Here is a 19294-nt window from a genome sequence, read left to right as displayed (position 1 = left end):
ATAGTCTGCCAATCTTTCCTTTAAATATTTAGAAGGCTCTTATCCATTTCATCAAATGTGCTAGATTTTACAAGATCATCAATTTTCTTCAGGTGTTTGAGTAATTTTTCCATTCGATTTAATGGCCATGCATTTGGGCCGTCTGATAATGCCTTTTCTGGATTTGGATGCGTCTCCATAAAAATTCCACTGACACCCGCAGCTACAGCAGCTCGAGCAAGAACTGGGACAAATTCTCTTTGCCCACCACTTGCATGTCCCTTCGCACCCGGCAATTGAACTGAGTGAGTTGCATCAAACACAACAGGGCAATCGGTATTACGCATAATCGCTAGAGAGCGCATATCTGCGACCAAATTGTTATAACCAAAACTCGAACCACGCTCACACACAAGAATGTTGTCTTGACCACTCGCGTCCTTTGCTTTTTTGACAACTTCCTTCATCTCATTCGGAGACAAAAATTGGCCTTTTTTGATATTAACCGGCAGACCTGTTGAAGCAACCGACCGGATAAAGTCAGTTTGTCGACACAAAAATGCGGGCGTTTGCAACACATCAACGACTGCAGCCACCTTTTCGATCTCATCAATTGAATGGATATCCGTCAATACCGGTAATCCAACTTGCGATTTTACTAATGAGAGCACGTCCAAGCCACGCTCAAGCCCGATACCACGATAAGAATCATTGGATGACCGATTCGCCTTATCATAAGACGCTTTGAAGATAATTGGTATTGATAGAGCTTGGCCAATATCTTTGAGCGCCTGCGCGATATCAAGCGTCATCTTTTCGGATTCAATCACACATGGCCCTGCAATTAAAAAGAGCGGGGCATCAAGGCCTACGGAAAATCCAGCTATCTTCACAGTACCCGCCCAAAGAGTAAATTTGATAATTCAAGCATGTAAATTAATTTGGCGCTCACTTAGTCTCTACATTATTTAGAGCTGCCGCCACAAACCCATTAAACAGAGGATGCCCCCTCCTAGGAGTAGACGTGAACTCAGGATGAAATTGACAAGCTAAAAACCAGGGATGATTCTCTAATTCAACCACTTCACACAATCCTTCGTTTTCAGATGTCGCAGAAACAATCAAGCCATGCGACTGAATTTTATCGAGATATTGATTATTAACCTCATAACGATGACGGTGACGTTCGCCAACGGATGAAGCACCGTAAATCTGCTCAACTCTAGATCCCGACTTAAGCAACGCTTTCTGTTCCCCGAGCCTCATTGTTCCCCCAAGATCAGAATCAATATTTCGTTTTTCCAATTCGCCCTCAGCGGTCATCCATTCCACAATAAGACCTACAACGGGATATTTTGTTGTGCTATCAAACTCAGTACTATGTGCCCCTGTCCACCCAATAACATTTCGAGCAAACTCTATGACAGCCAACTGCATACCCAAACAAATACCCAAATAGGGAACCTTATTCTCTCGAGCATACTTGATTGCTTGAATTTTCCCCTCAACACCACGATTACCAAATCCGCCAGGAACCAAAATCGCATTCATTCCGCCCAGGAGAGCAACCCCTTGGGTTTCTATCTCTTCCGAATCAATATAAGAAATATTGATCTTTGCATCACAGTGAATACCGGCATGAATCAACGCCTCAGACAATGATTTATACGATTCAGTAAGATCAACATATTTTCCAACAAGCGCTATATTTACGTGCTTTGATGGCTGCTCAAGTCGTTTAATTAAATTATCCCACTCAATCAAATTTGCCGGAGGTGCTTTAAGTTGCAGCTTCGTTAGGACAATCTCATCCAAATTTTGTGCGTGTAGAAATGAGGGGATTTTATAAATACTGTCCACATCAACTGCTGATATAACTGCGTCTACCGACACGTTTGTAAACAGCGCAATTTTTTGTCTCTCATTTTCCGGTACTTCTCGCTCAGAACGACATAGAATAACGTCTGGCTGAATACCAATTTGGCGAAGTTCTTTAACCGAATGTTGCGTAGGTTTAGTCTTGATTTCACCCGCCGAAGAAATATAAGGCACTAGTGTCAAATGAATGAAACACGTATTCTCTCGACCAAACTCAAGGCTCATTTGCCGGACCGCTTCCAAAAAAGGTAGCGATTCAATATCACCAACCGTACCGCCAATTTCCACAAGTGCGACATCAGCACCATCAGCACCGTTTATAATTTGATTTTTAATCTCATCTGTGATGTGTGGAATAACCTGAACAGTACCCCCTAAGTAGTCCCCACGTCGCTCCTTACGAATCACGGCCTCATAAATTTGACCAGTGGTAAAGTTATTACGCTTACCCATCCGCACATCCACAAAGCGCTCGTAATGGCCTAAATCTAAATCCGTCTCGGCTCCATCGTAAGTAACATAAACCTCCCCATGCTGAAATGGACTCATAGTCCCAGGATCAACATTGATATAAGGATCAAGTTTTAGCATGGTCAAGTGAATACCACGAGATTCGAGTATTGCCGCGAGTGACGCGGATGCAATGCCTTTACCTAGAGATGATACGACACCACCAGTAACAAAAATATATTTAGTCATTTCACATACATTGTATCTAAAGGTTTCGTAAGTCAAATTGTAACATCGGCTGTAAGTACACCGCGTCAAGATTTTGATGTAAGGGGTATATAAAATATTACTAAAAAATATTGATTTACCTCTCCTTTTTATTTGACAGGTGTTTACCAAGGTACATCCAAGTATCGACAACTGTGTCTGGATTTAACGATATCGCAGTAATACCTTCCCCAACTAACCACTCCGCAAAATCCGGGTAGTCAGATGGGCCTTGGCCACAGATGCCCACGTACTTACCTTTTCTAAGACAAGAATCAATGGCCATATGAATTAATCTTTTAACCGCAGGATCTCGCTCATCAAATTGACCGGCAACGATGCCCGAGTCTCGATCTAGACCTAACGTAAGTTGCGTCATATCGTTCGAGCCAATCGAGAACCCATCAAAAAACTCTAGAAATTCTTCTGCAAGCAATGCGTTAGTAGGCAATTCGCACATCATGATGATACGCAGTCCATTCTCTCCACGCTTTAAACCATAGGAGGCAATTATATCTATGACCTGTTTAGCTTCATCAACAGTTCGGACAAAGGGAATCATCATTTCTATGTTCGTCAACCCCATAACATCTCGTACGGTTTTTAATGCCCGACATTCTAGTTCAAAGCAGTCTCGGAAGCTGTCCGATATATAACGAGAAGCCCCCCTAAATCCCAGCATAGGATTTTCCTCATTGGGCTCATAAAGTTGACCGCCTATCAGGCTAGAGTACTCGTTTGATTTAAAGTCGGATAAGCGCACGATTACGGGCTTGGGAAAGAAAGCAGCACCTAACGTCGAAATGCCCTCCTTAAGCTTCTCAACGTAAAAGCCAATAGGATTCGCATAACCTGACGATCTAAGAGATATCAGTTCCTGGATGTCCTCCGGAAGCTTGTCAAACTCAATCGCAGCCTTAGGGTGAATTCCGATCATCCGAGCAATAATGAACTCGAGTCGCGCCAGCCCAATGCCTGCGTTAGGAAGGCGCTGAAAATCAAACGCCAACTCTGGATTTCCAACGTTCAATGAAATCTTAACCGGGATCTCTGGCAATTTGTCCAATTGAATTTTTAAAATTTCAACATCTAAAATCCCTTGATAGACAAATCCGGAGTCTCCCTCGGCACAAGAAACGGTCACGTGATCACCTTCGAATAGCACTTGCGTTGCAGTTGCCGTTCCTACAACTGCAGGAATACCTAGCTCTCTCGCGATAATCGCAGCGTGACAAGTTCTGCCGCCCCGATTTGTAACGATTGCAGAAGTTTTTTTCATGACAGGCTCCCAGTCAGGATCCGTCATATCAGTAACCAACACATCACCCTCAAGCACTCGATGCATCTCACTCGCATCTTTCACAAGCCGAACAACCCCAGAGCCAATTTTAGATCCAATAGCTCGACCCTCAACCAACACCTCCCCTCGCTTATTTAACTTGAATCGCTCTTGCGTTGTAGTGTCACCCTCCTGCGCTCTTACAGTCTCTGGTCGCGCCTGAAGGATATATATCTTTCCATCTTCACCATCCTTACCCCACTCGATATCCATTGGCCGGCCATAGTGCTTCTCGATTTTGATAGCCTGTACCGCAAGCTCGTGAATCTCTTCATCGGTTATTGAAAACTTACCTGCTGCTTCTTCGGAAACAGGAATTATTCGGGTCGACTTTCCCGCGGCCTGATTCTCAGAAAATTCCATACGCAGGGCTTTACTGCCTAAATTTCTGCGTAAAATGGCAGGCATCCCACGCTCTATCCCTGGCTTATAAACATAAAACTCATCAGGATTGACCTGCCCTTGCACAACAGTCTCACCCAATCCATAAGCAGAGGTAATAAACACCACCTTATCAAAGCCCGACTCAGTATCTAGCGTAAACATAACCCCACTGGATCCGGTATCCGATCGGACCATACGCTGCACACCAGCCGACAAGGCCACATTCGAATGCTCGAAACCTTTATGCACTCGATAGGAGATCGCTCGGTCGTTATATAAGGAAGCAAACACGTGTTTAATCGCCTCAAGCACGTTATCAAGGCCACGGATATTTAAGTAGCTCTCTTGCTGACCAGCGAATGAGGCATCAGGCAAGTCTTCAGCTGTCGCTGAAGACCGTACCGCAAAAGAAACTCCACTTCCCTGCGTCGCCATTAACTCCGTATAGGCTGCATCAATCTCAGATTGGAGTCGCGGAGTCAATGGAGAGTCTACAATCCACTTTCTAATTTTTGCGCCAGCCGTTTTTAACGCACTCAAATCCTCAATATCTAAAGAGGATAGCTCAGCGTTAATCTTCTGAGTTAAGCCTGATTCATCGAGAAAATCTCTAAACGCCTTAGCGGTCGTCGCGAACCCTCCGGGAACGGAAACCCCTACACTTGCTAGTTGATTGATCATCTCGCCTAAAGAGGCATTTTTACCTCCCACCTCCTCAACATCGGTATTACGTAATGATTGAAATGGGACCACGTAGGGAGGATTATTTTTATCTGTTATGCTCATTGGACTTTAAAATTTATTGATACAGTTGAGGACGTTAGTTTACTCTAACACCGCAGTATATCGCAGCACACTAACAAGAGAAATGACTACAAAGACAAGATCTGCTTTCTACATCTCTGACCGAACCGGTATTACCGCTGAAATGTTAGGTCATAGCTTATTGACTCAATTTGAAGAAATCACTTTCAATGAGATCACGCTACCCTTTGTGGACACGCCTAACAAGGCTACTGAAGCCGTCGATCGAATCAATCAAGCCCGCCTGCCTGATGGGAGTCGCCCTCTCATATTCAGTACGCTTGTCGATATGAGTTTATCGTCCATCGTAAAAACGGCAGACGCACTCTACATCGACTGTTTTCAAGTGTTCATCGCTCCAATGGAAGCAGAGCTGAAGGTTAAATCTAACCACTCAGTTGGCCGCTCCCATAGCAATCGTGGGTCAGGGTATCTGAAAAGAATGAATGCCGTGAACTACGCTCTTGCTTCAGATGATGGACAATCTACCAAAAATCTACAAGAAGCGGATGTTATCTTGGTTGGCGTTTCCAGATGCGGTAAAACGCCAACATGCCTCTATTTAGGCATGCAATTCGGCATCAAGGCAGCTAACTTCCCCTTAATTCCAGAGGACTTTGACCGCTTTGCCCTTCCAAGTGCTCTAGATGCATTCAGGCATAAGCTGTTTGGACTCACTATTCGCCCTGATCGCTTGGTGCGCATTCGTACTGAACGTCGTCCCGACAGCGAATATGCCTCATTAAAAAACTGCGAAACTGAAGTTCGTTTATCAGAAGCATTAATGAAACAGAGCAATGTTGACTTTTTAGACACCACCTCGAGATCTATAGAGGAGTTGGCCACCGTCATCATGCAAAAAGCCAAACTCAAACGACAGGCGTTTTGACACAAGCGCTCACTTCAGACCCATAGACTTAATGGGCTCAAAACTTTTCCTGTGAAACGGTGTTACTCCAAAAGTCCTAATCGCCTCAATATGAGATCTAGTTCCGTATCCTTTATGCGTACGGAAACCCCATTGAGGATACATTTGATCTAACACCATCAAACGCTCGTCCCGCGCGACTTTAGCGATAATTGAAGCCGCAGAGATACAAGGTTCCGTTTGATCACCCTTTATAATCGTTTGCGTCGCTACGCCATATACCGTGGGAGATCTATTGCCGTCAATCAGTACGAGTTCAGGGCGAATGCTCAAACTTTCCACCGCTCGTGTCATAGCTAAAAGTGTGGCGTGCAGGATATTCAGCATATCGATCTCCTCAACTGTAGAAAAAGAGATCGACCATGCTAAGGCTTCTTGTTTAATTTGGATGGACAATTCCGATCTACGTTTAGGAGACAGCTTCTTAGAGTCTTCTAATCCTAAGATTGGCCAATCAGGATTCAGGATAACCGCGGCGGCATATACCTCCCCCGCTAAAGGTCCTCTCCCCGCCTCGTCAACACCGGAAATAATTTGATTGTCACTCAATATTTAAGAACCTCTGAATTACATCAGCACTTCGTTTGGCCGCTCCCATCCTCAAGGATGACTTGATGACTCTAAATCGCATACGCAAAGATGCGAGTTGGTCTGGATTCTGGAACATCAAAATCACTTCTTTAGCAAGTAAATCTGGCTGCGCATCCTCTTGAATTAATTCACTGACCAATGATTCGTTCGAGATAATGTTAGGAAGCGACACAAATCTTGTACTCGCACGTCGACGTATCAGCCATGCCGTCAATTTAGACACCTTATAAGTCACAACCATAGGACACTCACACAGTAGGCCTTCCAATGTGACCGTACCAGAAGCAACAATCGCAATATCTACAGCTTTCAACGCGTTATGTGTTTGGGCAACAATAAAGTCAACTGCACCATTCAAAATAACGTCCCTCCCGGATAAAATCGAGCGCGCAAAGTCATGGGCTTCCTTATCTAACAAGGGAACCACAAAGCGTATCTCAGGAAACGCATTTTGAATCAACTTGGCGGCATCTATCATTAAACTAAGATGCTGCTTTAATTCGGACTTTCTACTTCCTGGAAGAAGTGCGACTACCTTTTCGCTCAACGAAAACCCGAACTCACTTCGATACTTTGACCGATCAACCTCAGGCTCAATCTCATCTGCAAGAGGATGGCCCACATAAGATACTGGGATACCCTCTTGCTCATAAATTTTTTCTTCAAATGGAAATAAAACCAACATATGGTCAACAGATTGACGGATTTTATGGATCCGCTCATATCGCCACGCCCAGATTGAGGGACTAACGAGATGGATCACTGGAATGCCACTATTCCGAATAGTTCGCTCAAGTGAAAGGTTAAAGTCAGGAGCATCGACACCAATAACTAAGTCAGGTTTATAGGCAACAATTTTTTTTGCGAGTGATGATCGGATTCTGAGCAAGCGAGGAAGCTTCAGAAGCACTTCGACATACCCCATAACTGAGAGCTCACTCATTGGGTACCACGCACTGAATCCTTGAATGGCCATCAGGGGCCCACCTATGCCAACGGATTCCAAACTCAAGAACCTTAGGTTGAGTTCTTTTAATAATGCCGACCCAAGCATATCACCCGATACCTCACCAACCACGATTACGACACGCAGAGTACGAGACGAACCCAACATTACCGAATAACACTTCTGCTTAAATTCGAGGATAGAAAATCCGATAATATCGTCAGCTCTGGTGCATCTTTTACCATATGACTGATCTCTTCTTTAGCTTCCTCTAAAGAAAGCGACGATCGGTACAAGACTTTATACGCCTCCCGTATCGTTCGTATCGACTCTCGACTAAAACCTCTTCTTTTAAGCCCCTCTGCATTGATACCGTGAGGCTTAGCCGCATTACCATTACACGTTACGTAAGGAGGCACATCAGAAAGCACGACTGAGCCAAGCCCCGTCAATGCGTGAGCACCCACGCGACAAAACTGATGAATACACGTAAAGCCACCAAGCATGGCAAAGTCTCCAATTTCGACATGCCCTGATAATTGCGTGCAGTTAGCCAAGATAACATCATCACCTACAATGCAATCATGGGCAACATGAACATAGGCCATGATCCAATTACGGCTACCAATAACAGTCTTCCCCTTATCCTGCACAGTACCCGTATTGAACGTACAAAACTCTCTGATGACATTCCCATCACCAATTTCTAGTGCCGTTTCCTCACCTGCATATTTTTTGTCTTGTGGTTGCTCCCCTAAAGAGACATGATGAAAAATATGATTTTTTGCACCAATCGAGGTCTTGCCAGTTATAACGGTATGAGAGCCGATACGTGTTCCCGAACCTATCGAGACACTTTTACCGATAATCGAGTACGCCCCAATTTCAACATCAGCAGAAATTTGGGCACCAAGATCAATGACCGCTGTCTGGTGAATCATACTTCCCTATGCGTACACATAAGGACAGCCTCAGAAGCAAGCTTCCCATCAACTTCAGCTCTAACCGAAAACTTCCAAATACCTTTCAAATTACGAACAATCTCTGCTTTGATGACCAACTGATCTCCAGGCACCACAGGCTTCTTGAAACGCGCTTTGTCTATTCCAACTAAATAAACAACATGGTTTTCAGGTTTCGTCGTGCCCGACGATCTAAATGCCAGTAGAGCAGTCGTTTGCGCCATAGCTTCGATAATCAGCACGCCGGGCATAACGAGATGCCCCGGAAAATGTCCTTGAAAAAACGGCTCATTATTCGTGATATTTTTAATTGCCACCAAGCTTTGATGAGGCTCAAAAGAAATTACTCGGTCAATCAGCAAGAAGGGGTACCTATGAGGCAACACCTTCATAATTTCATTAATATCCATAAATTTTTCCAATCTAATAAGCAATACTCTTAACGCATTATTGACTATCGCCGTCGCTTGAAGGTCTTGACAAAAGAACCTCTAATTCCTTAATTCGTGATTTAAGTTCAGATAAATGTCGAATATTAGCCGCATTTTTCTTCCATACCCCATGTTCGCTCAATGGGTAGACACTGGTATATCTCCCCGGTTTCAATATGCTCTTTGATACGAGTGAGCCACCAGATATATCCACATTATCACAGACACTCAAATGGCCGGAAACCATCGCAGCACCACCAATCCGGCAATTGTTTCCAATCTCAACACTGCCTGCAATCCCAACACATCCGGAAATAATGGTGTTGTCGCCAATACAACAGTTGTGTCCAATTTGAACTTGGTTGTCGATTTTGACTCCTTTACCAATCACGGTGTCATCAATTGCTCCTCGGTCAATAGTCGTATTACATCCAATTTCACAATGGTCTTTAATTACCACACGTCCAATCTGAGGAACCTTGATCCATTGGGCGTTATCGTGAACATAACCAAATCCGTCGCCGCCAATGACCGCCCCGCTGTGAATCACGCAGTTGTCACCAATCTCACACCCGTCAAGTACTATTGCCCCAGGGTGTAATATGGAATTTAAGCCAATTTTCGCTCCTTTACCAACATAAGCGCGTGCCCCTAGAACAACAGCTTCAGCAATCTCTGCCCCATCCTCAACAATCGCATGGGAGCCCACTGCAACGTTGTCCCCTAAAATAGCAGTATCAGCAATACTCGCTGTTACACTCACACCTCTTGCAAGATTAGAGATCGAAAATAACAAGTTCAATGTTTGGGAGAAATATAGATGGGGCTTTTCGACGATTATTTTAGTAATCGCCGTCCCGAATCTGTCGGCATTCTCAGCGGCAACGACTACCACTGAGGCTTCACTTCGAGGAATATATGAGGCTAATTTAGCATCAGAAAAAAAAGTTAGCTGCCCACTGCGTGCATTTTTAATGGATCCGATCCCGGTCACGGAAATAGTTGGATCGCCAACAACATCCCCACCCAACTGATCTATTATTTGCCGAACTGTCAGGGCCTTTAGCACTCTTTGATCTTTCTAATTTTGTATGCGTTAGTCGTCCGCAAGAGCCTCTATCACTTTATCTGTAATATCCACGCGGCTACTTCGATACACTGCCTCCTGCAATATCAAATCGTATTTTTCTTGTTTTGCGATCTTATCGATTTCTTCATTCGCGATACGCAAAATAACTCTCAGCTCTTCTTGTTTCCTAAGATTGAGCTCTTCCCTATATTCTCGTTGCAGCCTTTGTATCTCTCGTGACAGTCGAGAAAGCTCAGACTCAAGTTTTCTTTTTTCAGATTCAGCCATGATTAATCCGTCTTTCTCGAGCTTAACCTTTAACTCGTTCGCTTGGGCACCAACCACTTTTATTTCTTTATCACGAGAAGCGAATTCTTCCTGAAGCTTCTTATTGGAACGCAGCGCTGGTGCCGCCTCCTTAAAAACGCGTTCCGTATTAACAAAACCAATCTTTATATCTTGTGCAGCAACATTGGCAGCTAAACCAACCGAAACCATCAGAATCAAACCTTTAAAGTACACTGATACTTTTCTCACACAAAACTCCTCAAGTCTGTCAAATCAAAAACCTGTACCCAGAGTGAATTGAAATACATCTTTTTTATCAGTAACCTCGGCATTCAGTGCTTTCGCAATACTGAACCTCATCGGACCAACAGGAGAATACCAATTAAATCCTAGACCGGCAGAATACCTCATCTCATCCAACCCATCTTCAAAATGATTAGTAACCGAACCAGCATCTACAAAAAAAGTAAATCTCTGAGATTTATCCATATTGACCCCTGGAAATGGGAATATTACCTCTACCTGCGATAGAATTCGGCGCTTCCCACCTAATGCCTGACCAAGAGAATTAAGAGGTCCCATGGAACTAGACTGATACCCTCTGACTGAACTCGGACCTCCCGCATAAAGGTTTTTATAAAAAGGAAGTTGTTTTGAATCGTAGTCTTCAGCATACGCTACCGAACCGCCTAATCTCAGAGTCATGTCATTCGTTAGTGGCCGATACCACTCAGCATTGTACATAAGTGAATAATAATACAGATCTCCCGCAGGACTGGCTAACTCCGACCCAAATCGCTGCATCAGACCGTCTGTTGGATAGATTGCGCTGTCTCTCTTGTCACGACTCCAACCTATCGTAAAGGGAATGACCGTATTCTCGGTGCCATTAAGATTGACAAACTCTTGATATGTGGCTGTCGGATTTGCTCCTAAAGTAATTTGAGTTTGCTCTGCCCCAATGCCATAATAAATTTTGTCGTATTCTGTGAGCGGCACCCCAACGGTAACGGATCCATTGAGTGTTGATGTAGAAAAAGCAGACACCACTAAGCTGCTAACGTCGGTAGTTCTTTTCCCTGCCTTATAAGTGCGACTAACCCCGTCGTCTGTAGCATAGGGATTCGTATAGTCAATCTCATAAGTCTCATTAATCTTGCCTGAAGAAACGGTAAGACCCAGTGAGTTACCGGTCCCAAAAAAATTATTTTGAGACAATGCAAATTGCAGCAATAACTGCTCAGTGCTCGAAAAACCCACACCTAATGTCAAGTTACCCGTCAAACGCTCGACAACCTTCACTTCAAGATCAACCTGATCTGTAGCTCCCGGCACGGAATTTGTATTTATAATTACCTCAGAGAAAAAACCTAAAAGATTCAATCGCTGTTTTGAACGGTTGATATCTTTTATCGAATACCAAGCCCCTTCCATCTGTCTTAATTCACGGCGGATGACCTCGTCCCTTGTCTCAATATTTCCATTAATGTCTATCCGACGCACATATACCCGTTGCCCAGCATTGACGTAGAGGGTAAATCCGATTTTGGCTCCCTCAACGTCCTTTTCTGGCACAGCATTTACACTTGCGTTTGCGTAACCATACTCACCCAAACGATTTATTATTTTTTGGGATAGATCAGTCAGCCTTTTCCGCGAGAATACTTCCCCTGGGATTATATCGACCAATTGAAGCAAATCTTCAATACTAACAACCGAATCACCCGCCATAGATATGGAATCAAAAATAAATTTTTCACCTTCCGAAAAAGACATCGTTATAAATACGCGCTCTCGATCTGAAGATAACTGAACTTGGGTGGACTCGATTTGAAAGTCTGCGTAGCCATTATCAAGATAAAGCGACCGTATTGCCTCCTGATCCCCTTCGAGTTTTTGCTTAGAATATTCAAAAGCCCCCTTAAACACATTAATCCTAGCAGGAGATTTAAGGCTCATTTTCTTACCGAGCTCGTCATCTGTATAAAATGCATTCCCAACAAAATTTATTTTTTCAATGAGCGCTTTGGGACCTTCAAACACATCAAAATTAACCGCGACTCGATTCCTCTCAAGAGGCGTTGTCGTCGTTATAATTTCGACACCATACTTGCCCTTTGACATATAGAGATTCTTTAATTCCTGTTCGACGAGATCGAGTATTGCGCCGTCGAGTATGACAGACTCACGTAAACCCATTTGGCTTAACGCCTCAATGATTTTTTCTTCGGTGAGGAGTTTCGATCCCGAAACGGATATTTTATAAACAGCCGGCCGTTCGACAAGTTTCACAACAAGCACATTTCCTTCAGTAAAAACCTGAACATCATCAAAAAATCCCAACTTAAACAACGAACGAATAATTTGACCCGCTATTTCTGGCTCCATATTATCTCCAACTTGAACGGAAAGATTAGAAAATATTAAGCCAGCATCAGTCCTTTGAATTCCCTCGACCCTGATATCTTCAATAACAAACGTATCGAAGGCACTTGAGGCAAAGCTTAGGCTCATGAAAAATATCAGCACGACAACTTTATATAGGTTATTCATGCGCAACCACCTTCTCTAATCCCCGAAGTTCCGTAAAACATCATTAGCAATGACGAAAACCATTAGGCCAGTTAAAAATACCACTCCGATATGCTGAGCCTTAACTATAACTGTTTCTGGCAATTTTTTACCTAAAAATAACTCGTATAGATGAAAAACCAAGTGCCCGCCATCTAACGGGGGTAACGGGAACAAATTAATCAAACCTAAACTGACACTAAGTACAGCAAGGAAAGATAAAAAAGCTGCCAAGCCCAGTTCAGCCGTTTCACCTGCTTGATCAGCAATCACAAGTGGTCCAGCCAAATTGTTTAATCCAACATCACCAATAATGAGCCCTAAAATCATTCGTGACGTGAATCCAATTAAATCTGATGTCCTCTGCAAGGACTTCATGATCGAACCAAGAATGGTTATGCCATCTCGATTAATTAAAGCTTCTTGCATAATACCATCCGGATCAGGAGCTACTCCAATTCGACCCTCAGAATTCTCGTTTAAGCCTACTAAAAGAGAGATATTAACTACCTGGCCATCTCGCTCCACATCAACACTAATAGTCTGCCCCGGCTTCGATTTAATTAATTGGACAAAATCATCCCATATTCTTATCGGTGTCTTATCGGCTCTCATAATTCGATCGCCAACAACCAAGTCGGATTCGAATGCAGTACCCGTACGTTCAATCCTCCCTACTATGGGTGCCAAATCAATCCTCGGCATCGAAATGCCGATGACATCCCAATTGAGTGGCAAGCCTTGTTCCAAAAAATCAAGATTAATCGTTTGTGGAGTATTTGACCCATCTCGAAGCACGGTCAGACTAAAACGACCGCTATTAAAACGAGTCATCTCCCAACGTAAATCAGACCAACTACCCACGCTTCGACCATTGATTTGCAATACGGTCTCACCGCCTCTCAACCCAGAAGCAAAGAGCTCGGACTGAACACGCGGCTCACCTAAAACAGGTTTTAGTGCTGTGCTGCTGAAACTGAACACAATGGCGAATAAAACAAAGGTGAGCACGAAGTTGGCCAATGGGCCGGCCAAAACGATCAGACTTTTTTGCCAGGCTGGCTTTGAACTAAAAACGCCATGACGATTTTCTGGCACTACGTCATCGACATGATCCAGCATTTTTACGTACCCACCGAGCGGAATCATTCCAATTGAAAATTTAGTTCGATTCACACCACCACGTGTCGCCAATATAGATCGGCCAAACCCAATAGAAAACGTAAGCACTGTAACTCTAAATAATCTAGCGACAGAGAAATGGCCAAGCTCGTGAAAACCCACTAATACGGTAATCGCAATTAAGAACGAAAACAGAGTAAAAGCAGCACTCATTGGTTACCTGACTATCTCAGTATCTACGCACTTAAATTTGCTAACGCCATCTAAAGCAAATTCCCTGGCAGCAGCATTAACGCTAAAGACTTCTTCAATAGAGTTAGGGTTTGACGCACTAAAATCACTCATCATCGACCCGATGAGGATAGAAATATCAGAAAATCGAATTTTATTTTCCAGAAATGCCTCCACAACAACCTCATTAATTGCGTTGAGACCAACAACCGCCGCGCGTCCCTTACCCAAACTTTCATAAGCTAACGATAAACAAGGAAACCGCTCAAAATCTGGAGCGTGAAATTGAAGTGTGGATATATCTTCCAATCTCAGTGGTTTAGCATTAAGGGGGGCTCGATGAGGAAAATTTAAGGCATGACTAATTGGAACCCGCATATCGGGATAGGCCAACTGAGCTAGCGTTGATCCATCGATATACTGTACCATTGAATGAACAATACTCTGCGGATGAACAACCACCTCGATTGTGTCAAGTGGGGCGGCAAACAAATAGTGCGCCTCAATAACTTCGAGTCCTTTGTTCATCATGGTGGCCGAATCAATCGAAATTTTTCTACCCATCTGCCACTTTGGATGCTTAATCGCCTGAGACACGGAAACATTCTTGAGCTCATTGATAGGGGTGTTTAAAAATGGGCCTCCAGAGGCCGTTAATAGAATTTTTGATATACCCTGGTCGGAGAGATATGGTGGCGCGCACTGCGATAGACACTGAAATATTGCATTATGTTCACTGTCAATCGGAAGAATAGCCGCATGGTTTTGCTTTGCAACGTCAACTAAAAAATCCCCTGCCATGACCAAAGGTTCTTTATTCGCGACCAATACGGTTTTGCCTCGACAAAGCGCCTGATAAATAGACCCAAGTCCCGCAGCTCCCACAATACCCGCGACAACAATGTCAACATCATTATGAGAAACAATCTCACTGAGACTATCAGGGCCACTCATGACCACTGCATCAAGACAATCTGCTTTCACTCTAACAGATAAGGCTTGATACAAATCCGGATTTGTAATAACGAGATACTTAGGGCGAAATACACGACACTGCTCAATCAAAAGATCTATGTTTGAATGCGCAGTCAATGCAAACACCTGAAACCGATCGGACTGTTGCGTAATAACAGAGAGCGTACTTAGACCAATACTACCTGTGGATCCGAGTAAGCAGACAAACTTTTTATCTAAATTCATACTCATCAATAAAATAATTGTCCGACTAAAAAAGCAAAAGGCAAGAGAGCGGTCATACTATCGATTCGATCAAGTATGCCGCCATGTCCAGGTAAGATTCCCCCGCTATCTTTGACGTCTGTGACTCGCTTCAAGTAAGACTCAAAAAGATCACCGCCAACACAGATCGCTGCGAACGATAGGACGAGCACAAGCAAGAGACCCCAGTTTAATTTTAAAAAAAAGTCTGCATAGAAGAAACGTAAAGCCAAAGCATATACGGTAAGCAGAAACAGCCCACCTAGCACACCCTCAATGGTTTTCCCAGGGCTAATCGATGGTAGCAGTTTAGTCTTTCCTAAACTTTTCCCAAAAACATAACCACCAATATCAACGAGCCAGATACCAGACAACAGGAAGATTAACCCATAAGGCCACGGATGCAAGCCAACAAGGACATACCAAACTGGAACAATGACAAGGACACCCATTAAGGCATTGAGGACGTAAAGCCTCGACATAAGCCGATATCTGATTAAAACTGGAACAAGGAACATCCAAAAAAGAACTGCGCCCCAACAGATAAGTGTTGCAACTGAATTCAATACAACTACAAAATTAGTAATAAAAAGAAAAGGGATTGTGCAGACGGAAATGCATAGTAGGATAAAACCTATGCTGTAATGTCGATTCCAATTAAAGAGTCTCGAGTATTCAAAAGCGGTAAGGGCAAGGGGAATTAACAATATTAACCCCCACAGCCACTGGTGAAAACTGAAGATCATCAGCACTAGAACGCTGATCAGAATGACTGATGTGACTACTCTTGAGACAAAACCCGAGTATCTCGTCATAAATCTCCCTCAGTTTTAGATGAGACTCCAGTCTCAAATCCAGCTCTGCCAAATCGACGTTCCCGTCCAGAATAATAACGGATCGCCTTCTTAAACTCCTCTGTATCGAAATCCGGCCAGAGCACGTCAGTAAAATAGAGTTCGGTATAGGCCAAGTCCCAAATCAAAAAATTACTGATACGTACTTCGCCCCCTGTGCGAATGAGCAGATCAGGCTCAGGAGCAAAGTTTAACTGCATATACCGCGATAACACTTCTTCTGAAATACCTCCATCAACACCCTCTTCAATAGCCTTCCTAATCGCGGTTAAAATATCCCAACGCCCACCATAATTAGCTGCTATCGTGAGCGTCAGGCCAGAATTCGCCTCCGTTAATTTTTCAGACGCTGAGAACATATCTTGTAACTGCAGTGAAAACTTGCTTCGATCACCGATCACCTTAAAGCGAACATTATTTTCGTGAAGCTCAGCCACTTCTTCTTCCAAAGTATTTTGAAAAAGAGAGATCAAAAACGAAACCTCATTTGCCGGGCGCCTCCAGTTCTCACTAGAAAAAGCAAACAAGGTTAGAAATGGAATATTATTTTGGTGACAAAACTCTACCGATGACCGAACCGATTTTAGACCACTTCGATGACCCATTGCGCGAGGTAAAAATCTATTTTTTGCCCACCTGCCATTGCCATCCATAATGATAGCCACATGATTAGGTGTGAGCGCGCTATCAGGTATCTGTTGAGTTGTTGAGTTTTTCACTGCAGCTATACATCAAGCAAATCTTTTTCCTTATTCCCGAGCGCTAAGTCAACTTCAGCGATGTGCTTATTTGTAATTTTCTGAACCTCATCTTGAGATCGACGTTCGTCGTCCTCCGAGATTGATTTAACTTTCAATAAATTTTTAAGTTGTTCATTAGAATCGCGCCTGATGTTACGAATAGCCACCTTTGCTGCCTCCGCTTCTTTTCGAACCACCTTGACTAAATCTTTCCTTCTCTCTTCAGTCAAAGCAGGCATCGGAACACGAATTTGTTCTCCGAGTGACGCGGGATTTAGACCGAGATCAGATTCTCGAATAACCTTTTCCACAGCAGCTGTCATTGTCTTTTCCCAGGGAACTACTGATAATGTTCTAGAATCGATTGCAGTCACATTCGCAACCTGTGTCAGCGGTGTCATTGATCCGTAATAATCAACTTGGATATGTTCCAAAATTGAAGGGTGCGCACGCCCCGTCCGGATCTTCTGCAGATCTAATTTCAACACGTCTAAAGATTTTTCCATTCTCCCCATCGCCTCAGTCAAAACAATCGCAACATCTGACATTACGTTCCCCTTAATTCATCAATTGTGGACGAGCGTACCCTCTTTGCCACCCATCACAGCATTCTTTAAAGCCCCTGACTTCAAAATACTAAAAACACATAGAGGTAACTTTTGATCGCGACACAGAGTGAGGGCCGTAGCATCCATCACTTTCAATTTCTTCTCAATTGCTTCGTCGAAATGAATATCTTCATACCTAGTAGCATTGGCATTCTTCAGGGGGTCATCTGAATACACGCCATCTACTTTTGTAGCTTTAAACACAATATCCACATTCATTTCCATACCCCTAAGTGCCGCTGCCGTATCCGTCGTAAAATATGGATTCCCAGTACCCGCAGCAAATATCACAATTTGCCCTTGCTCCAGATAGCGTATCGATTTTCCTCTTACATAAGGCTCCGCAACTTGCTCTATGTTTAGCGCTGAGACGACGCGACTTTTCGTATTCAACCTTCTGAATGCATCCTGCAAGGCAAGCGCGTTCATCACTGTTGCCAGCATGCCCATATAATCTGCAGTCGCACGATCCATACCTGATGCTGCTGGCGCGACCCCACGAAAAATATTTCCGCCACCAATCACAATAGCCATTTGGACACCAAGCTTGGATACATCGACCAATTCAGAAACGATGCGGTCTATTGTGATGCGATTGACTCCGTAGGAATCCTCGCCCATAAGGGCCTCTCCAGAGAGCTTAACAAGAATTCGCTTGAACTTAAGATCCATAGAGGGTTTCATCGGCCTCGTTATGATTGATTTGCCATCTGCGCAGCCACCTCGGCTGCAAAGTCATCAACCTTCTTCTCAATACCCTCACCCACTACAAACAAAGCAAATGAATCAACGCTAGATTGCGTCTCATTCAGCAATTTTTCGACTGACTTCTTATCATCCTTCACAAATATTTGCCCATAGAGGGTGACCTCTGATAAGTACTTTTGAACGCTTCCTTCAACGATTCTATCGATAATATTCTCGGGTTTCCCAGACTCCATCGCTCTTGCTTTCGCAATCTCTCGCTCTCGATCCAACAAACTAGCAGCCACATCTTTAGACCAGAGAGCAACTGGTTTTGCTGCAGCTATGTGCATCGCTAAATCCTTACCCAACTCTGTCGAACCATTAACGACATCCACTAAGACACCAATTCTATTGCCATGTAAGTACGATGCAAGCGATCCTTTAGCGTCAAACTTTCTCGCTCTTCTCAGCGAAATATTTTCACCCAGCTTCATAATCAAAGCCTGCCGAACTTCCTCAACAGTTTCACCTTGAGAAAGTTTCTGCTGAGAGATTGAAGTAATGTCGGTTTCACCGGTCGCATTCACGACCTCGGCAAGACTATTGATGAAATTAAGGAAACTCGCATCTCTCCCAACAAAGTCAGTCTCGCAATTCACCTCGACTATCGCTCCTTGCTTAGCGTCAGCACTAATTGAAATAGCAATGGCGCCCTCAGCTGCGATTCGACTAGATACCTTACTAGCTCTAGAGCCACTTTTAATGCGCATTAAATCTTCAGCCTTAGCTAAGTCACCATCCGTCTCTGTGAGTGCTTTTTTGCACTCCATCATACCGAGGCCAGTCCTTTCTCTAAGTTCTTTTACTAATCTCGCAGTAATCTGTGTCATCGTGTTAGCTCCTTCATACGTTTTTCATGCATCCAATTACAAGATTTCATTAATTAA

18 protein-coding genes are annotated in these 19294 nt (G+C 43.7%); 1 reads left to right on the top strand and 17 read right to left on the bottom strand.

The features are described from left to right. Nucleotides 1-20: 20 nt before the first annotated feature. The 3 genes from kdsA to ppsA form a co-directional block, all read right to left on the bottom strand. On the bottom strand, nucleotides 21-872 hold the full coding sequence (kdsA, locus tag O3A65_05440; GenBank protein MDA1331914.1) for a 3-deoxy-8-phosphooctulonate synthase: 852 nt from the start codon (nucleotides 870-872) through the stop codon (nucleotides 21-23). 55 nt (nucleotides 873-927) lie between these two features. Continuing rightward, nucleotides 928-2556, bottom strand: a complete 1629-nt coding sequence (locus O3A65_05435) for a CTP synthase (protein ID MDA1331913.1) — start codon at nucleotides 2554-2556, stop codon at nucleotides 928-930. A gap of 115 nt (nucleotides 2557-2671) precedes the next feature. Then, nucleotides 2672-5083: a phosphoenolpyruvate synthase gene (gene ppsA / locus O3A65_05430; GenBank protein MDA1331912.1), complete on the bottom strand. Its 2412-nt coding sequence runs from the start codon at nucleotides 5081-5083 to the stop codon at nucleotides 2672-2674. An 82-nt stretch (nucleotides 5084-5165) separates the two neighbouring features. Here ppsA and O3A65_05425 point away from each other — a divergent pair, with 82 nt between their 5' ends. Continuing rightward, nucleotides 5166-5990, top strand: coding sequence for a kinase/pyrophosphorylase (locus O3A65_05425; protein MDA1331911.1), 825 nt, complete (start codon nucleotides 5166-5168; stop codon nucleotides 5988-5990). 9 nt (nucleotides 5991-5999) lie between these two features. On the opposite strand, the gene rnhB is transcribed toward O3A65_05425, so the two are convergent. From rnhB to tsf, 14 genes are read right to left on the bottom strand one after another with little or no spacing between them, the layout of a single operon-like run. Next, complete coding sequence (gene rnhB / locus O3A65_05420; GenBank protein MDA1331910.1) at nucleotides 6000-6578, bottom strand: ribonuclease HII; 579 nt, start codon at nucleotides 6576-6578, stop codon at nucleotides 6000-6002. Further along, nucleotides 6571-7734, bottom strand: coding sequence for a lipid-A-disaccharide synthase (lpxB, locus tag O3A65_05415; GenBank protein MDA1331909.1), 1164 nt, complete (start codon nucleotides 7732-7734; stop codon nucleotides 6571-6573). The genes rnhB and lpxB overlap by 8 nt, the downstream gene beginning before the upstream one ends. Continuing rightward, a complete protein-coding gene (lpxA, locus tag O3A65_05410; protein ID MDA1331908.1) occupies nucleotides 7734-8507 on the bottom strand; it encodes an acyl-ACP--UDP-N-acetylglucosamine O-acyltransferase in 774 nt (257 codons plus the stop codon). Before lpxA ends, lpxB begins: the two co-directional genes overlap by 1 nt. Next, nucleotides 8504-8938: a 3-hydroxyacyl-ACP dehydratase FabZ gene (fabZ, locus tag O3A65_05405; GenBank protein ID MDA1331907.1), complete on the bottom strand. Its 435-nt coding sequence runs from the start codon at nucleotides 8936-8938 to the stop codon at nucleotides 8504-8506. Before fabZ ends, lpxA begins: the two co-directional genes overlap by 4 nt. Nucleotides 8939-8975: 37 nt before the next feature. After that, complete coding sequence (gene lpxD / locus O3A65_05400) at nucleotides 8976-10028, bottom strand: UDP-3-O-(3-hydroxymyristoyl)glucosamine N-acyltransferase (GenBank protein MDA1331906.1); 1053 nt, start codon at nucleotides 10026-10028, stop codon at nucleotides 8976-8978. A gap of 27 nt (nucleotides 10029-10055) precedes the next feature. Beyond that, nucleotides 10056-10565 carry an OmpH family outer membrane protein gene (locus O3A65_05395; GenBank protein ID MDA1331905.1) on the bottom strand — a complete coding sequence of 170 codons (510 nt, stop codon included), beginning with the start codon at nucleotides 10563-10565 and terminating at the stop codon, nucleotides 10056-10058. A 24-nt stretch (nucleotides 10566-10589) separates the two neighbouring features. Beyond that, complete coding sequence (gene bamA / locus O3A65_05390) at nucleotides 10590-12869, bottom strand: outer membrane protein assembly factor BamA (protein MDA1331904.1); 2280 nt, start codon at nucleotides 12867-12869, stop codon at nucleotides 10590-10592. Nucleotides 12870-12884: 15 nt separating this feature from the next. Further along, nucleotides 12885-14222 carry an RIP metalloprotease RseP gene (gene rseP / locus O3A65_05385; GenBank protein ID MDA1331903.1) on the bottom strand — a complete coding sequence of 446 codons (1338 nt, stop codon included), beginning with the start codon at nucleotides 14220-14222 and terminating at the stop codon, nucleotides 12885-12887. A 3-nt stretch (nucleotides 14223-14225) separates the two neighbouring features. Beyond that, nucleotides 14226-15446: a 1-deoxy-D-xylulose-5-phosphate reductoisomerase gene (gene dxr / locus O3A65_05380; GenBank protein MDA1331902.1), complete on the bottom strand. Its 1221-nt coding sequence runs from the start codon at nucleotides 15444-15446 to the stop codon at nucleotides 14226-14228. Beyond that, a complete protein-coding gene (locus tag O3A65_05375; protein ID MDA1331901.1) occupies nucleotides 15446-16273 on the bottom strand; it encodes a phosphatidate cytidylyltransferase in 828 nt (275 codons plus the stop codon). Before O3A65_05375 ends, dxr begins: the two co-directional genes overlap by 1 nt. After that, nucleotides 16270-17031, bottom strand: coding sequence for a polyprenyl diphosphate synthase (gene uppS / locus O3A65_05370; protein MDA1331900.1), 762 nt, complete (start codon nucleotides 17029-17031; stop codon nucleotides 16270-16272). Before uppS ends, O3A65_05375 begins: the two co-directional genes overlap by 4 nt. A 5-nt stretch (nucleotides 17032-17036) precedes the next feature. Beyond that, a complete protein-coding gene (gene frr, locus O3A65_05365) occupies nucleotides 17037-17567 on the bottom strand; it encodes a ribosome recycling factor (GenBank protein ID MDA1331899.1) in 531 nt (176 codons plus the stop codon). A 51-nt stretch (nucleotides 17568-17618) separates the two neighbouring features. Next, a complete protein-coding gene (gene pyrH, locus O3A65_05360; GenBank protein ID MDA1331898.1) occupies nucleotides 17619-18332 on the bottom strand; it encodes a UMP kinase in 714 nt (237 codons plus the stop codon). Nucleotides 18333-18352: 20 nt separating this feature from the next. Then, nucleotides 18353-19237, bottom strand: coding sequence for a translation elongation factor Ts (gene tsf, locus O3A65_05355; protein MDA1331897.1), 885 nt, complete (start codon nucleotides 19235-19237; stop codon nucleotides 18353-18355). Between the last annotated feature and the right edge of the window lie 57 nt (nucleotides 19238-19294).

This window comes from Pseudomonadota bacterium (genome assembly GCA_027624715.1).
Lineage (GTDB): Bacteria > Pseudomonadota > Gammaproteobacteria > Burkholderiales > Eutrophovitaceae > Eutrophovita.
Note: the sequence above shows the minus strand (reverse complement) of the source record. Positions and strands in the feature narration are given on the sequence as shown.

What these genes read in the sequence shown, in the direction of transcription:
- ppsA (MDA1331912.1), bottom strand. Translation starts at nt 5,083, where the DNA reads ATGAGCATAACAGATAAAAATAATCCTCCCTACGTGGTCCCATTTCAA.
- O3A65_05435 (MDA1331913.1), bottom strand. Translation starts at nt 2,556, where the DNA reads ATGACTAAATATATTTTTGTTACTGGTGGTGTCGTATCATCTCTAGGT.
- lpxA (MDA1331908.1), bottom strand. Translation starts at nt 8,507, where the DNA reads ATGATTCACCAGACAGCGGTCATTGATCTTGGTGCCCAAATTTCTGCT.
- O3A65_05375 (MDA1331901.1), bottom strand. Translation starts at nt 16,273, where the DNA reads ATGACGAGATACTCGGGTTTTGTCTCAAGAGTAGTCACATCAGTCATT.
- lpxB (MDA1331909.1), bottom strand. Translation starts at nt 7,734, where the DNA reads ATGTTGGGTTCGTCTCGTACTCTGCGTGTCGTAATCGTGGTTGGTGAG.
- bamA (MDA1331904.1), bottom strand. Translation starts at nt 12,869, where the DNA reads ATGAATAACCTATATAAAGTTGTCGTGCTGATATTTTTCATGAGCCTA.
- pyrH (MDA1331898.1), bottom strand. Translation starts at nt 18,332, where the DNA reads ATGGATCTTAAGTTCAAGCGAATTCTTGTTAAGCTCTCTGGAGAGGCC.
- rseP (MDA1331903.1), bottom strand. Translation starts at nt 14,222, where the DNA reads ATGAGTGCTGCTTTTACTCTGTTTTCGTTCTTAATTGCGATTACCGTA.
- dxr (MDA1331902.1), bottom strand. Translation starts at nt 15,446, where the DNA reads ATGAGTATGAATTTAGATAAAAAGTTTGTCTGCTTACTCGGATCCACA.
- frr (MDA1331899.1), bottom strand. Translation starts at nt 17,567, where the DNA reads ATGGGGAGAATGGAAAAATCTTTAGACGTGTTGAAATTAGATCTGCAG.
- O3A65_05425 (MDA1331911.1), top strand. Translation starts at nt 5,166, where the DNA reads ATGACTACAAAGACAAGATCTGCTTTCTACATCTCTGACCGAACCGGT.
- fabZ (MDA1331907.1), bottom strand. Translation starts at nt 8,938, where the DNA reads ATGGATATTAATGAAATTATGAAGGTGTTGCCTCATAGGTACCCCTTC.
- tsf (MDA1331897.1), bottom strand. Translation starts at nt 19,237, where the DNA reads ATGACACAGATTACTGCGAGATTAGTAAAAGAACTTAGAGAAAGGACT.